Source organism: Enterobacter sp. 296B2 (genome assembly GCF_034106185.1).
Taxonomy (GTDB): Bacteria; Pseudomonadota; Gammaproteobacteria; order Enterobacterales; family Enterobacteriaceae; genus Enterobacter; species Enterobacter cloacae_N.
In genome coordinates this window covers 45,606-59,443 of sequence record NZ_JAWNCA010000003.1, presented here as the reverse complement: position 1 = coordinate 59,443, position 13,838 = coordinate 45,606, and the positions used below count along the sequence as shown (strand labels likewise).

15 protein-coding genes are annotated in these 13,838 nt (G+C 59.4%); 12 read left to right on the top strand and 3 right to left on the bottom strand.

Annotation, left to right across the window (positions count from 1 at the left end; genetic code table 11):
• Nucleotides 1-81 precede the first annotated feature (81 nt).
• From mdcA to mdcH, 8 genes are all read left to right on the top strand, one after another.
• The gene (gene mdcA / locus URZ40_RS03175; protein WP_316380255.1) at nt 82-1,737 is read left to right on the top strand and encodes a malonate decarboxylase subunit alpha; all 1,656 of its coding nucleotides are present in this window, start codon (nt 82-84) and stop codon (nt 1,735-1,737) included.
• A complete protein-coding gene (locus tag URZ40_RS03170) occupies nt 1,737-2,594 on the top strand; it encodes a triphosphoribosyl-dephospho-CoA synthase (RefSeq protein WP_316380256.1) in 858 nt (285 codons plus the stop codon). Before mdcA ends, URZ40_RS03170 begins: the two co-directional genes overlap by 1 nt.
• Before the next feature lie 9 nt (nt 2,595-2,603).
• Entirely contained in the window at nt 2,604-2,903 is a 300-nt protein-coding gene (mdcC, locus tag URZ40_RS03165) for a malonate decarboxylase acyl carrier protein (RefSeq protein WP_316380257.1), read from the top strand.
• Nucleotides 2,896-3,729, top strand: coding sequence for a biotin-independent malonate decarboxylase subunit beta (locus URZ40_RS03160; protein ID WP_316380258.1), 834 nt, complete (start codon nt 2,896-2,898; stop codon nt 3,727-3,729). The genes mdcC and URZ40_RS03160 overlap by 8 nt, the downstream gene beginning before the upstream one ends.
• Nucleotides 3,729-4,529 (top strand): biotin-independent malonate decarboxylase subunit gamma, encoded by an 801-nt coding sequence (gene mdcE / locus URZ40_RS03155; protein WP_316380284.1) that lies wholly within the window; start codon nt 3,729-3,731, stop codon nt 4,527-4,529. The genes URZ40_RS03160 and mdcE overlap by 1 nt, the downstream gene beginning before the upstream one ends.
• 125 nt (nt 4,530-4,654) lie before the next feature.
• Nucleotides 4,655-5,614 carry an AEC family transporter gene (locus URZ40_RS03150; RefSeq protein WP_116342649.1) on the top strand — a complete coding sequence of 320 codons (960 nt, stop codon included), beginning with the start codon at nt 4,655-4,657 and terminating at the stop codon, nt 5,612-5,614.
• A gap of 2 nt (nt 5,615-5,616) precedes the next feature.
• Nucleotides 5,617-6,234, top strand: a complete 618-nt coding sequence (locus URZ40_RS03145; RefSeq protein WP_192983685.1) for a malonate decarboxylase holo-ACP synthase — start codon at nt 5,617-5,619, stop codon at nt 6,232-6,234.
• Nucleotides 6,234-7,130: a malonate decarboxylase subunit epsilon gene (mdcH, locus tag URZ40_RS03140; protein WP_116342645.1), complete on the top strand. Its 897-nt coding sequence runs from the start codon at nt 6,234-6,236 to the stop codon at nt 7,128-7,130. The genes URZ40_RS03145 and mdcH overlap by 1 nt, the downstream gene beginning before the upstream one ends.
• Before the next feature lie 41 nt (nt 7,131-7,171).
• On the opposite strand, the gene URZ40_RS03135 is transcribed toward mdcH, so the two are convergent.
• Together URZ40_RS03135 and URZ40_RS03130 are read right to left on the bottom strand one after the other, a co-directional pair.
• On the bottom strand, nt 7,172-8,104 hold the full coding sequence (locus URZ40_RS03135; protein ID WP_163330664.1) for a LysR family transcriptional regulator: 933 nt from the start codon (nt 8,102-8,104) through the stop codon (nt 7,172-7,174).
• Nucleotides 8,105-8,119: 15 nt separating this feature from the next.
• On the bottom strand, nt 8,120-10,024 hold the full coding sequence (locus URZ40_RS03130) for an ABC transporter ATP-binding protein (RefSeq protein WP_320719754.1): 1,905 nt from the start codon (nt 10,022-10,024) through the stop codon (nt 8,120-8,122).
• A gap of 135 nt (nt 10,025-10,159) precedes the next feature.
• Here URZ40_RS03130 and kefG point away from each other — a divergent pair, with 135 nt between their 5' ends.
• From kefG to slyD, 4 genes are all read left to right on the top strand, one after another.
• On the top strand, nt 10,160-10,714 hold the full coding sequence (kefG, locus tag URZ40_RS03125) for a glutathione-regulated potassium-efflux system ancillary protein KefG (RefSeq protein WP_021242220.1): 555 nt from the start codon (nt 10,160-10,162) through the stop codon (nt 10,712-10,714).
• Complete coding sequence (gene kefB / locus URZ40_RS03120) at nt 10,714-12,519, top strand: glutathione-regulated potassium-efflux system protein KefB (RefSeq protein WP_116342639.1); 1,806 nt, start codon at nt 10,714-10,716, stop codon at nt 12,517-12,519. The genes kefG and kefB overlap by 1 nt, the downstream gene beginning before the upstream one ends.
• A 13-nt stretch (nt 12,520-12,532) precedes the next feature.
• The gene (locus URZ40_RS03115) at nt 12,533-12,733 is read left to right on the top strand and encodes a YheV family putative zinc ribbon protein (RefSeq protein WP_013099038.1); all 201 of its coding nucleotides are present in this window, start codon (nt 12,533-12,535) and stop codon (nt 12,731-12,733) included.
• A gap of 94 nt (nt 12,734-12,827) precedes the next feature.
• Nucleotides 12,828-13,412 (top strand): peptidylprolyl isomerase, encoded by a 585-nt coding sequence (gene slyD, locus URZ40_RS03110; RefSeq protein ID WP_023331458.1) that lies wholly within the window; start codon nt 12,828-12,830, stop codon nt 13,410-13,412.
• A gap of 51 nt (nt 13,413-13,463) precedes the next feature.
• Here the strand turns inward: slyD and URZ40_RS03105 are convergent, their stop codons facing one another.
• The gene (locus URZ40_RS03105; protein WP_008503009.1) at nt 13,464-13,682 is read right to left on the bottom strand and encodes a protein SlyX; all 219 of its coding nucleotides are present in this window, start codon (nt 13,680-13,682) and stop codon (nt 13,464-13,466) included.
• Nucleotides 13,683-13,838: the final 156 nt, after the last annotated feature.

Genomic DNA, 13,838 nt, shown 5'->3' with positions numbered 1-13,838 from the left:
ATTGATGCCTTTCTCGCCAGAGCGCAGACTTTACTCAACGTTAAGCAAATCAGAATGATGTGCTGAATCAGGAGGTTAATAATGTTATCTGGGCAAACACCCGCGCGGCAATGGAACACACGACGCAGCGAGAAAGCGCGTCGACTGACGTCCGTACCGGTGCAGGGGAAAGTACTGCCAACCGGCGATATTGTCGGCATGCTGGAAAAACTGATCGCACCGGGCGACAAAGTCGTACTGGAGGGCAACAACCAGAAGCAGGCGGATTTTCTGTCCCGCTCGCTTGCCGAAGTGAACCCGCAAATCGTCCACGACCTGCATATGATCATGCCGAGCGTTGGCCGCAGCGAGCATCTGGATATCTTTGAAAAAGGCATCGCCCGCAAGCTGGACTTCTCCTTCTCCGGGACACAAAGCCTGCGGATCTCCCAGTTGCTGGAAGATGGTCAGCTCGAAATCGGCGCGATCCATACCTACATCGAACTGTACTCACGCCTCTATGTCGACCTTTCGCCCAACGTGGCGCTGATTGCCGGTTTTAAAGCGGACCGCAAAGGCAACCTCTACACCGGGGCGAGTACCGAAGATACCCCGGCGCTGGTGGAAGCCGCTGCGTTCCACGACGGTATCGTCATCGCACAGGTGAACGAGCTGGTGGACGACGAGTGCGATCTGCCGCGCGTAGATATTCCAGGCTCCTGGATTGACTACGTGGTCGTTGCAGATAAGCCGTTCTTCATCGAACCGCTGTTCACCCGCGACCCGCGCCTGATTAAACAGGAACATATTCTGATGGCGATGATGGCCATCAAAGGCATCTACGCGGAGCATCAGGTGCAGTCCCTGAACCACGGTATCGGCTTTAACACTGCGGCGATTGAGCTGCTGCTACCTACCTACGGCGAACAGCTCGGTCTGAAGGGCAAAATCTGTAAGCACTGGACGTTGAATCCACATCCGACGCTGATTCCGGCCATTGAAAGCGGCTGGGTCGAAAGCGTGCACTGCTTCGGCGGCGAGCTGGGGATGGAAGAGTACATCCGCGCCCGTCCGGACGTGTTCTTTACCGGTGCCGACGGCTCCATGCGTTCCAACCGCGCCTTCTGCCAGCTGGCAGGCCAGTACGCGGTGGATATGTTCATCGGCTCTACGCTGCAGGTTGACGGTTACGCCAACTCCTCAACCGTGACTCGCGGTCGTCTTTCTGGCTTCGGTGGTGCGCCAAACATGGGCCATGACCCGCATGGTCGCCGCCACGCCACGCCGGCCTGGCTGAACATGATCACCGAGCCTGACCCAATGCAGCGCGGTAAAAAACTCGTCGTGCAGATGGTGGAAACCTTCCAGGCGGGCGTGAAGCCAACCTTCGTGGAAAAACTCGATGCCGTAGACGTGGCGAAAGCCTCCGGCATGCCGCTGGCACCGGTGATGATTTACGGCGATGACGTGACGCACGTGCTGACGGAAGAGGGGATTGCCTACCTCTACCGGGCGAAAGATCTGGAAGAGCGTCGTGCCATGGTCGCCGCCGTCGCGGGGATCACCGATATCGGCCTGGGTGTGGACGCCAGGCGCGTGGCGGAACTGCGCCAGAGCGGCAAGGTGGTGTATCCGGAAGATATGGGGATTCGCCGCACCGACGCCACCCGCTCTCTGCTGGCTGCGGGCAGCGTGTCTGACCTCGTGGAGTGGTCCGGCGGTCTGTATAACCCACCTGCGAAATTCCGGAGCTGGTAATGACACTTCTGCCCCAGATTCAGGCTGAAGGCGGTGCCGAATGGCTGGCGCGAACCGCCACGCAGTGTCTGATTGACGAAGCACGTTTAAGCCCGAAACCCGGTCTGGTGGACAGTCGGGGGAACGGCGCGCACCACGATTTATCCCTTGCGCTGATGGAGCGCTCCGCGCGCAGCCTGACCCCCACGTTTCAGGCGCTGGCGCAGCAAAGCTGGCTGCGTCCGGCAGATATTGCGCTTCGACAAACCGTTGGCCGTCTTGGCCGCGAAGGCGAGAAGCAGATGATGGCGGCCACCGACGGGGTGAATACCCATCGTGGCGCGATCTGGGCGCTGGGATTGCTGGTAAGCGCGGTGGCGATGTTGGGCGGGGATGCAACTGCGCAGGCCGTCGCGAACACTGCCGCGCAGCTGGCGAAACTCCCGGACGAGGCGGCACCGAAAGTGTTCAGCAAAGGCCTGCGAGCCACGCACCGCTACCGCGTGCCGGGCGCGCGTGAAGAGGCGCAGCAGGCATTCCCGCACGTTATGCAGCGCGCATTGCCGCAGCTTCGCCTCAGCCGTCTCAACGGCAGCAGCGAAACGTACGCCAGGCTCGACGCGCTGATGGCCATCATGACCTCGCTCACCGATACCTGCGTGCTGTCCCGCGCCGGAATGGAGGGGCTGGACGCCATGCAGAGCGGTGCCCGCGCTGTACTGAACGCCGGAGGCTGTGCAACGTCCGAAGGCCAGCAGGCGCTGGCGAACCTGGACCGTCAGATGCTGGCGCTTAACGCTTCACCGGGCGGCGCTGCCGACCTGCTTGCCGCCGCGCTGTTTCTCGATCGTGTCGAAACGCCTTATTCAAAGCATTAAGAGGATGTTATGGAAAAAATTACATTGACCGTGCCCGCCAGCCGCGCGTTAAGCGGCAGGGCGCTGGCAGGCGTCGTCGGCTCCGGGGATATGGAGGTGCTCTTCACCGCCGAACCGGGCCAGACCTTAATCGTTGATATCACCACCTCCGTCGACAACAGCCGTGGCCGCTGGGAGGCGCTGTTGAACCGCCTGCACACCGTCAGCAGCCTGCCTGCAGGCAAACTGACCATCCACGACTTCGGCGCGACGCCGGGCGTGGCGCGCATTCGCATCGAACAGGTTTTTGAGGGGGTGAGCCATGCGTGATGACAGCAGCTTTATCGAACTAAAAGCGCGCCAGCGCGCGCAGGCCCTGCTGGATGACGGCAGCTACCGCGAACTGCTGGATCCGTTTGAAGGCATTATCTCGCCGTGGCTTGGGCCACAGGGCATTGTCCCGCAGGCCGATGACGGCATGGTGGTGGCGAAAGGCACCATCAACGGTCAGCCTGCGGTCGTGGTCGCGATTGAAGGCGCGTTCCAGGGCGGCAGCATGGGCGAAGTGTCTGGCGCCAAAATGGCGGCGGCGCTGGAGCTGGCGGCGGAAGATAACCGCAACGGCATTCCGACGCAGGCGGTGCTGTGCCTCGAAACCGGCGGCGTGCGTCTGCAGGAGGCTAACCTCGGCCTGGCGGCGATTGCCGATATCCACGCAGCGATTGTAGACCTGCGTCGCTACACGCCCGTCATCGGGATTGTGGCCGGGACCGTGGGCTGCTTCGGCGGGATGTCCATTGCCGCGGCGCTATGCAGCTACCTGATCGTGACCCGCGAAGCGCGTCTTGGCCTCAACGGTCCGCAGGTTATCGAGCAGGAAGCGGGCATTGAAGAGTACGACTCCCGCGACCGTCCGTTTATCTGGAGCATGACCGGCGGCGAAGTGCGCTATCAAAGCAGGCTGGTGGATGCCCTGGTGGGCGACGGCGTAAACGCGGTGAAGGCGGCGATGAACGAGGCGATTGCGAAGGGCGTACCGGCGAAACACCGCACCGATAACTACGACGATTACCTGAACCGTCTGACCAATTTCGACACCCGCAAACAGGCCGATGCCGAACAGATTCACGCGCTTTTTGCCCGGGAGGTGAAATGATGAGTAACACAATGAGCCGCGGCGAGCTTTGGCTGAAAACTCTCGCCCCGAACGCCAAACGTATCGCGGGGCTCTGCCCGTCCGTTCAGGCGGCAGACGGCGAGCTGAACGGTGAGACGGTGCGCTTTGTGGCCGTGGTGCCGGATGCCAACAACCACTTCCCGCGGGCGGCGAAAGGCGAAGTGGGTCTGCTGGAAGGCTGGACGCTGGCAAAAGTGGTCAGCGAAACCGTAGCGGCGGATGCCGATAAGGCCGTGAAGCGCCCGATAGTGGCGGTGATTGACGTCCCAAGCCAGGCCTATGGCCGTCGCGAAGAGGCGTTTGGTATTCATCAGGCGCTGGCGGGAGCCGCTGCTGCGTATGCTAACGCGCGCCTGGCTGGTCACCCGGTGATTGGCCTGATCGTCGGCAAGGCGATGTCCGGCGCGTTCCTGGCGCACGGCTACCAGGCCAACCGTCTGATCGCCTTCAACGACAAGGGCGTGCTGATCCACGCGATGGGCAAAGAGTCTGCGGCGCGTATCACCCTGCGTACCGTCGAGGCGCTGGAAAAACTGGCGGCAACCATTCCGCCCATGGCGTACGACATCAGCAACTATGCCACGCTGGGACTGCTCTCCAGCCTGCTGGACATCAGCAACCCGGATGCCCCATCCGATAACGATCTGGCTCAGGTGAAAACCACCCTGCAACAGGCCATCAGTGACGCTCGTCAGGACGCGACGCTTAAAAATCGTCTCGGTGCTGACAACCGCCGCAGCTCGGCGCTCGTACGCGAACGTATGCGAGCCAGCTGGTAAGTAAAAAAAAGACCTGCCAGAGATGCAAACCCCGTGGGCGCGCCTGCTGCGCCCGCGCGGGAGCCTGCATCCTGAAAATAATAATCATCGCGCCAGTGCTTAAACTTTTTTACTACAGGTGATTTATGACTTACGTAATTGTTCATGCTCTTGCACCGATTTTCGTCATCATGCTGCTGGGATTCTGGGCCGGTAAGGCAAAGATGGTCGATAACAAAAATGTTTCCCTGCTGAATATCTTCGTGATGGATTTTGCACTGCCTGCCGCGCTGTTCAGCGCCACCGTGCAAACCCCGTGGACCGGCATCGTGGCGCAGTCACCGCTGATTCTGGTGCTGACGCTGGCGATGTGGATTACCTATGCGGCCATCTACTTCCTCGCCACCAACGTCTTTAAGAAATCCCCCCAGGATGCGGCCGTGCTGACCCTGACGGTAGCTTTGCCGAACTACGCGGCGCTTGGCCTGCCTATTCTGGGCAGCGTGCTGGGTGAAGGATCGTCCACGTCGCTTTCCGTTGCGGTCTCTATTGCCTGCGGTTCAGTGCTGATGACGCCGTTCTGCCTGCTGATCCTGGAGCGTGAGAAAGCACGCGCCGAGGGGAATAATTCCGGCTCAACGCTCTCCATGCTGCCGGTGCTGATGTGGCGCTCCATTAAGAAACCGATCGTGATGGGCCCGCTGCTGGGCGTGATTCTTTCCGCCATCGGGATCAAAATGCCGGAACTGGTGCTTGCGGCGATTAAACCGCTGGGGCTGTCCGCCACCGCTGCGGCACTGTTCCTGACCGGGGTGATCCTCTCTGCCCGCAAGCTGCAGATCAACACCATGGTGATCACCTCCACCATCGCCAAGCTGCTGATTCAGCCAGCGATTGCCTGGGGTATTGTGCTTATCTTCGGTCTGCACGGCTCCGTGGCGATCACCGCTATCCTGATGATTGCGCTCTCCGCGGGCTTCTTCGGCGTGGTGTTCGGTAACCGTTTTGGCGTGCAGTCGCCGGATGCTGAAGCCGTGCTGCTGTTAAGCTCCGTACTGTGTATCCTGTCGCTGCCGCTGTTTATCTCGCTGACTTCAGGAATGTAACCATGACCACAACATTACGCCCGCACGACCTCATCTGGCTTAGCGCGCGAGACGCGCTGGAAGGCATCACCGAATCCTGGGTGGAGGCGGCCTGGCATACTGGCCTGCCGGTAGTGGTGCGGCGTGATGTTGATAGTGAAGGCCGCATTCCCGTTGGCGTGCGCGGTCTGCGTCGCGACCAGCGTGCGGCCGGATGGGTGAAGCCGGAAAACGTGCTGCGCGTGATATCGCCTGAAGATCTGTGCGTTACCGCCGATCTGCTGCATTCGCCGTTTGTCACCCAGCAGCCGGTTCAGGTGGCGCTGCAGCTTGCTCAGCAGGCATGGCCGTGGACGTGGGGTATTACCGGCAGCACCGGCTACGCGCTGGCGACCGGCATTCCGGTTATACATGCCGACAGCGATCTTGATCTGCTGATCCGCGCGCCGCAGCCGATTTCCCCTGATGCTTTTACCGCATGGCAGTCGCAGCTGAGCCGCGCATTGTGCCGGGCGGATACGCAGGTCGATACGCCCGAAGGAGGCTTCGCGCTGGCGGAGTGGTTGCGCGACGGAAAAACGCTGCTGAAAACTCGCCGCGGACCGCGCCTGGTGGCGGATCCGTGGCGCAGGGAGGAGTGATGAAAATATTGTTTACCTTTCCGGGACAGGGCACGCAGCATGAAGGGATGCTGCAAAAACTGCCGGGAGCGGAGCTGGAACAGGCGCGAGAGGTGCTTGGCGCCGAAGTGGATACGCTGGACGGCGCAGACGCGTTAACCCATACCCGCGCGGTTCAGCTTTCGCTGCTGATTGCCGGTGTGGCCTGGGGGCGCGAGCTGGAGCGCCGTGGCGTGACGCCGGATATCGTCAGCGGGCTGTCCATCGGCGCTTATCCGGCGGCGGTTATCGCAGGCGCGCTGGACTTTTCGGACGCGCTGAAGCTGGTGGCGCTGCGCGGTGATCTGATGGAGCAGGCTTACCCGCACGGCTATGGCCTGACGGCAATCATGGGCTTAACCCTGCCGCAGGTGGAAACGCTGATTGAAGGCACCGGAACCTACATTGCCAACCTGAACGCTGAAACGCAGATCGTGATCGCCGGAAGCGATGACGGGATGGCGCAGGTGGCGGCACGCGCGCTGGCAAAAGGGGCGAGTAAGGCCAGACGGCTGGCGGTAAGCGTGCCGTCCCACTGTGAACTGCTGTCGGAACCGGCACAAAAGCTGGCGGCGGCGTTTGAGTCCGTCACGCTGGCTCGTCCACGCTGCGCCTACCTGAGCGGCAGTACCGGCCGCGTGCTCTGGCAGCCGGAAAAAATCGCTGACGATCTGGCGATGAACATGGCGCGAACCGTGCGCTGGCAGGAGGCGGTGATTTCCGCTAACGAACGTGAAGCCCGACTGGCGATTGAAATGCCGCCCGGCGGCGTACTGACCTGCCTGACGCGGCAGGCTGCGTGGGAAGGAGAGACCATTTCGCTGGAGCGCAGCGGGGTGGACGTGGCGGTGCATCTGGCGAAGCGACTTCGTGCGTGAGTTTTTAGCCCGGTAAGGCGCAGCCGCCACCGGGCAATATATCAGACACTTTCCTGCAAGCTGCGCGCATACATCCGCCCCTCGGCGGCCAATGCCCGCAGGCTCGGATCATGCTCACGGTTGCGGGCAAAGACAATCGCGATCAGCTGCTGCATCTGGTACGGCTCCGCCAGCTTGAGGAGCTGCACGGAATTCTCGTACACCTTCTTCATCCTGCCCGGCATCAGCGTAAAACCAACGCCAGCCTGCACCAGGCTCAGCATCGAGAAAATGTCATTCACCCGGGTAACAATCTCCGGTTCGAACCCGGCGATATGAAACGCTTCCTGAAACCCTGCATACGTGGCGAACCCTTCTGCAAGAGCGACAAATTTCTGGTCTTTGTAATCACGCAGATCCGCGGGGCCGCGGGTATTCAGCGTGGCGGAAGCCGGTGCAGCAAGGAAGATGTCGTCATGGAATAGCGGCAGCACTTCGAGGCTGTTACGGTCGATGTCGCTTTCGGAAATGGAGATAAGAATCGCGTCCAGCGAGCCTTCGTCCAGCATGTGCAGCAGGGTGTCGTTGGAGCCCATCGTCAGATCCATTTCGAGATCGGGACGGCGCAGCTTCATACCCATAATAAGACGCGGCACGGTTTCCAGCGTCAGCGAGTAGAGCGTGCCCACGCGCAGCCGCCCCTGACCAACACCGGCAATTTTGCGGGACTCTTCCAGCCCGCGCTCCATCACCTGCATCACCTCCTGACAATACTCCAGCAGCGTCCAGGCGGAGGGGAGCGCAATCAGGTTACGCCCCTTATGGGTAAAGAGGGGGCAGCGCACGTTCTCTTCCAGGGTGTGCAGCGCGCGGTGTACGCTGACACCGCTCAGGCCCAGCGTTTCGGCGGTCCGCGCGATGTTCCCCTTCTCCATGAAGGTCATGAAGATGCTGAGCTTACGGAATGTAATGTCGCACGTGGTATCGAAACGCATAACCCTCCCGATGGTTTAATCTGCCTGCAGCATCGCTTCCAGCTGTTCCTGCGCGTCCAGCCACGCCATCTCGCACGCTTCGAGGCTCGATTTAGTCTTCGCCTGCGTTTGCAGGCAGTCCGTCAGTTCAGCTTTTCGGCTCTGGTCATACAGACCGCTGTCGCCGAGCTTCTCTTCAACGGTGGCAAGCGTGGCGTTGAGCTTTTCCATCTCTTTTTCGAGACGGGCAATCTCTTTACGCAGCGGCTGGGTCTGGGTGCGCAGCTCCGCTTCGCGGCGCTTCTGGTCTTTACGCGACTGCGCGCTGTTGGCGTTGTCTTTGGCTGACTCTTCCGGCTGGTTTTCCTGCTTCTGCACGTCCGTCAGCCACTGCTGGTAGTCTTCCAGATCGCCGTCGAACGGTTCGACTTTGCCGCCGTGTACCAGATAAAGATCGTCCGTGGTGGAGCGGATCAGGTGACGGTCGTGCGAAACCACAACCAGCGCGCCTTCGAACTCGATCAGCGCTTCGGTCAGGGCCTGGCGCATGTCGAGATCCAGGTGGTTGGTCGGTTCATCGAGCAGCAGCAGGTTGGGCCGCTGCCAGACGATCAGCGCCAGCACCAGACGGGCTTTTTCGCCCCCGGAGAAGCGCTCGGTGTTTTCAGTCACCTTATCGCCCTGGAAACCGAAGCCGCCGAGGTAATCGCGCAGCTTCTGCTCCATCTCCTGCGGCGCCAGACGCGCGAGGTGCTGAATCGGGGATTCATCCGCGCGTAAAAATTCCAGCTGATGCTGGGCGAAGTAGCCCAGCTTGATGCCCTTCGCCAGCCCGATTTCACCGCTGACCGGGTTAAGCTCGCCGGCCAGCAGTTTGATGAGCGTTGATTTACCTGCGCCATTACGCCCCAGCAGGCCAATGCGCGAACCCGGCACCAGGTTGAGCTTGATGGAGTCGAGGATGGTGCGCTCCCCATAGCCCGCGCTGACCTTTTCCATTTTCAGCAGCGGATTAGGCAGGCTTTCCGGCGCGCGGAAGCTGAAGTGGAACGGGTTATCCACGTGTGCCGGGGCAATCATCTCCATGCGTTCCAGCATCTTGATGCGGCTCTGGGCCTGCTTGGCTTTTGAGGCTTTGGCCTTGAAGCGATCCACAAAGCTCTGCAGATGCGCCACGCGCTGCTGCTGGCTTTCATACATTGACTGCTGCTGGGCAAGGCGCGTCGCGCGCTGGCGCTCAAAGGAGCTGTAGTTGCCGGTGTACTCGAACATCGTTTGCTGTTCGATATGAATGATTTTATCCACCACCGGGTCAAGGAAGTCGCGGTCATGGGAGATGAGAATCAGAGTGCCCTGATAGCTCTTGAGCCACTTCTCCAGCCAAATAACCGCATCGAGATCGAGGTGGTTAGTGGGTTCATCGAGCAGCAGCAGGTCAGAGCGGCAGATCAGCGCCTGCGCCAGGTTGAGGCGCATGCGCCAGCCGCCGGAGAAATTGCTGACCGGACGTTCAAGCTGTTCGTTGCTGAAGCCCAGTCCGTGCAGCAGGCTGGAGGCGCGGGAGCGAATTGTCCATGCGTCAATGGCGTCCAGCTTGCCGTGAACGGTAGCGATGGCGTGACCGTCGTTGCGCTCGTTCGCGGCGTTGAGTTCCGCTTCGAGCTTACGGTATTCACGGTCGCCGTCGATAACATAGTCGAGCGCCGGTTCGCTCAGGGCGGGCGTCTCCTGGTTCACCCAGGCGAGCTGCCAGTTTCCCGGATAAGTAAAGCTTCCGCCATCTGCGCTAATCTCGTTTTTCAGCAGTGCCAGCAGGGTGGATTTACCGCAGCCGTTTTTGCCGACCAGACCCACTTTCTGGCCCGGGTTGATGGTAGCAGTGGCGTTATCCAGCAGGACGCGCACGCCGCGACGAATTTGTAACGAGGAGAAAACAATCATAGAAGCGCCGTATGTTCCGACTATGTTAATTTGTCATTATGATAATGTAAGGTGTGGGCCGTTTTCCGCACCGGGCCGCCATGGTAGCCCAAAACAACGACGATACACAAAAACAGAAACAAGACCGGGAGGGGAATGATGTCTCAGACAGCAAAAGTGCTGCTGCTGTATGCCCATCCGGAATCTCAGGACTCGGTGGCAAACCGGGTGCTGCTTAAGCCGGCCACACAGCTCAGTAACGTAACGGTGCACGATCTCTACGCGCACTATCCTGATTTCTTTATTGATATTCCTTACGAGCAGGAACTGCTGCGTCAGCATGACGTGATCGTGTTCCAGCATCCGCTTTATACCTATAGCTGCCCGGCGCTGCTGAAAGAGTGGCTGGACCGCGTGCTGAGCCGGGGTTTCTCCAGCGGGGTGGGGGGCAACCAACTGGCGGGAAAGTACTGGCGCAGTGTGATCACCACCGGTGAACCCGAAAGCGCTTACCGTCACGACGGGCTGAACCGCTATCCGATGAGCGATATCCTGCGGCCTTTCGAGCTGACTGCGGCCATGTGCCGCATGCACTGGATGAGTCCGATTATTGTCTACTGGGCACGGCGTCAGGATCCGAAAGAACTGGCAAGCCACGCCAGAGCCTACGGCGAATGGCTGGCATCACCGATTCCGGCAGGAGGTCGTTAATGGAAGGATCGAATTTGCTCCTCGCCGGGGTGCTGTTTTTATTTGCGGCCGTTGTCGCGGTGCCGCTTGCCGCTCGTATCGGCATCGGGGCGGTGCTGGGGTATTTGCTCGCGGGGATCGCCATTGGCCCCTGGGGGCTGGGTTTCATCAGCGACGTGGATGAAATACTCCATTTCTCGGAGCTCGGCGTGGTGTTCCTGATGTTCATCATCGGCCTCGAACTGAATCCCTCGAAGCTGTGGCAGCTTCGACGCTCTATCTTTGGCGTGGGCGCCGCGCAGGTGCTTTTCAGCGCCGCGATTCTGGCTGGCTTGCTCATGTTGACCCATTTTTCCTGGCAGGCGGCGGTCATCGGCGGGATAGGCCTTGCCATGTCGTCGACGGCGATGGCGCTGCAGCTGATGCGCGACAAGGGAATGAACCGCAATGAAGCCGGACAGCTGGGCTTTTCGGTCCTGCTGTTTCAGGATTTAGCGGTGATCCCGGCGCTGGCGCTGGTGCCGCTGCTGGCGGGCTCGGGTGACGATCACTTCGACTGGGCAAAAATTTCCATGAAGGTGCTGGCCTTCGCGGGCATGCTGATTGGCGGACGTTTCCTGTTACGTCCGGTGTTCCGCTTTATTGCTGCCTCGGGCGTGCGCGAGGTATTTACCGCGGCGACGCTGCTGCTGGTGCTCGGTTCGGCGCTGTTTATGGACGCGCTGGGGCTGTCGATGGCGCTCGGGACCTTTATCGCCGGGGTGCTGCTGGCGGAGAGCGAATATCGTCACGAACTGGAAATTGCCATCGATCCCTTTAAAGGACTGCTGTTAGGCCTGTTCTTTATTTCTGTGGGAATGGCGCTCAATCTTGGCGTGCTCTATACCCATCTGCTGTGGGTCATTGTTAGCGTCGCCATTCTGGTGGCGGTGAAGACGCTGGTACTGTACGTCATGGCGCGTATCTACGGGCTGCGCAGTTCAGAACGCATGCAATTTGCCAGCGTGTTGAGCCAGGGAGGCGAGTTCGCGTTCGTGCTGTTTTCTACCGCCTCCTCACAGAAGCTGTTTAAAGACGACCAGATGGCGCTGCTGCTGGTAACGGTGACGCTGTCGATGATGACCACGCCGCTGCTCATGAAGATGGTGGATAAACTCCTGTCGCGGCGCCTGAATCCGGCAGACGATGAAGATGAAGCGCCGTGGGTGGAAGACGATAAGCCGCAGGTTATTGTCGTGGGCTTTGGCCGCTTCGGGCAGGTGATTGGCCGCCTATTGATGGCGAACAAAATGCGCATTACGGTGCTGGAGCGCGATATCAGCGCGGTTAACCTGATGCGTAAATATGGCTATAAGGTCTATTACGGCGATGCGACCCAACTTGAGCTTCTGCGCTCGGCCGGGGCGGAAGCCGCAGAGTCTATCGTCATCACCTGCAACGATCCGGAAGATACGATGAAGCTGGTGGAACTGTGTCAGCAGCACTTTCCGCACCTGCATATTCTGGCGCGTGCCCGGGGACGTGTTGAAGCTCACGAATTGTTGCAGGCGGGTGTGAAACACTTCTCACGCGAGACGTTCTCCAGTGCGCTGGAGCTGGGGCGCAAGGCGTTAATTTCTCTGGGGATGCATCCTCACCAGGCGCAGCGCGCCCAGATGCATTTCCGCCGGCTGGATATGAGAATGCTGCGTGAGCTGATGCCGGTACATACCGATACGGCGCAGATCTCACGCGTGCGGGAAGCGCGTCGCGAGCTGGAGGAGATCTTCCAGAGAGAGATGCAGCAGGAACGACGCCAGCTCGACGGCTGGGATGAATTTGAATAAAGGGTAACGAAAGATGGCTGTACGTAAACGCTTTATCGCGGGTGCAAAGTGCCCGTCCTGCCAGGCGCAAGATACCCTGGCGATGTGGCGGGAAAATAATATTGATGTTGTTGAGTGTGTTAAGTGCGGTCACCAGATGCGTGAGGCCGACAAAGAAGCACGCGATCACGTTCGCAAAGAAGAGCAAGTGATCGGCATTTTTCATCCAGACTAGCGATATGCTCTGAGTTTTTTTAAGCTTAAGGGTACACGGGTGCAGATTTCCGCTACAATCTGCGCCAGCAATTTTCCCACGCTCAGGAGATATCATGAAAGTAGCAAAAGACCTGGTGGTCAGCCTGGCCTATCAGGTACGTACAGAAGACGGTGTGTTGGTTGATGAGTCTCCGGTGAGTGCGCCGCTGGACTACCTGCATGGTCACGGTTCCCTGATTTCCGGCCTGGAAACTGCGCTGGAAGGTCATGAAGTTGGCGACAAATTTGACGTTGCTGTAGGCGCGAACGACGCTTACGGTCAGTATGACGACAACCTGGTTCAGCGCGTTCCTAAAGACGTGTTCATGGGCGTTGACGAGCTGCAGGTTGGCATGCGCTTCCTGGCTGAAACTGACCAGGGTCCGGTTCCTGTTGAAATCACTGAAGTTGAAGACGACCACGTTGTGGTTGACGGCAACCACATGCTGGCTGGCCAGAACCTGAAGTTCAACGTAGAAGTTGTTGCGATCCGTGAAGCGACCGAAGAAGAGCTGGCTCATGGCCACGTTCACGGTGCGCACGGTCACGACCACGATCACGATCACGGCCACGACGGCTGCTGCGGTGGTCATGGCCACGACCATGGTCATGACCATGGTAAAGGTGGTTGCGGTAACGGCGGCTGCGGTTGCCACTAATTCCGTCATGCGGAAAATAAAAAAGCGGGATAATCCCGCTTTTTTTACGCCTCAATAATGAGGTGGTGGCGTCTCTTCTGACTGCGAGGCAATGTTTGACGGCTGCGTCGCCTTCAGCTTTTCCGTCAGCAGGCGCATATGATCCCGCAGTTTCGCCATTTCAAGTTCGTGCGCGGTCACGGTCTGGTTAAGCTCTTCGATGGTGATGTCCTGAAAAGCCAGGCGGCTTTCCAGCTCAGCCATTCTCGCTTCTATCGTTGTATCCTTCATCATTCACCTCGTTTATATCTGATATGCCATATTGGCCCAGCGGCGGCGCAGTTTAACTGAGTTTATCCTTAAGTACAGTCTCTATACCGTTGGCAAGAAACTTATTTAAACAAAAATAGTCTGAAAAGTGGCGAGAATTGGAAGTGTCTGTCTGTA

Coding starts and splice junctions, on each gene's coding strand:
- mdcA (WP_316380255.1), top strand. CDS start 82: ATGTTATCTGGGCAAACACCCGCGCGGCAATGGAACACACGACGCAGC.
- URZ40_RS03170 (WP_316380256.1), top strand. CDS start 1,737: ATGACACTTCTGCCCCAGATTCAGGCTGAAGGCGGTGCCGAATGGCTG.
- mdcC (WP_316380257.1), top strand. CDS start 2,604: ATGGAAAAAATTACATTGACCGTGCCCGCCAGCCGCGCGTTAAGCGGC.
- URZ40_RS03160 (WP_316380258.1), top strand. CDS start 2,896: ATGCGTGATGACAGCAGCTTTATCGAACTAAAAGCGCGCCAGCGCGCG.
- mdcE (WP_316380284.1), top strand. CDS start 3,729: ATGAGTAACACAATGAGCCGCGGCGAGCTTTGGCTGAAAACTCTCGCC.
- URZ40_RS03150 (WP_116342649.1), top strand. CDS start 4,655: ATGACTTACGTAATTGTTCATGCTCTTGCACCGATTTTCGTCATCATG.
- URZ40_RS03145 (WP_192983685.1), top strand. CDS start 5,617: ATGACCACAACATTACGCCCGCACGACCTCATCTGGCTTAGCGCGCGA.
- mdcH (WP_116342645.1), top strand. CDS start 6,234: ATGAAAATATTGTTTACCTTTCCGGGACAGGGCACGCAGCATGAAGGG.
- URZ40_RS03135 (WP_163330664.1), bottom strand. CDS start 8,104: ATGCGTTTCGATACCACGTGCGACATTACATTCCGTAAGCTCAGCATC.
- URZ40_RS03130 (WP_320719754.1), bottom strand. CDS start 10,024: ATGATTGTTTTCTCCTCGTTACAAATTCGTCGCGGCGTGCGCGTCCTG.
- kefG (WP_021242220.1), top strand. CDS start 10,160: ATGATGTCTCAGACAGCAAAAGTGCTGCTGCTGTATGCCCATCCGGAA.
- kefB (WP_116342639.1), top strand. CDS start 10,714: ATGGAAGGATCGAATTTGCTCCTCGCCGGGGTGCTGTTTTTATTTGCG.
- URZ40_RS03115 (WP_013099038.1), top strand. CDS start 12,533: ATGGCTGTACGTAAACGCTTTATCGCGGGTGCAAAGTGCCCGTCCTGC.
- slyD (WP_023331458.1), top strand. CDS start 12,828: ATGAAAGTAGCAAAAGACCTGGTGGTCAGCCTGGCCTATCAGGTACGT.
- URZ40_RS03105 (WP_008503009.1), bottom strand. CDS start 13,682: ATGAAGGATACAACGATAGAAGCGAGAATGGCTGAGCTGGAAAGCCGC.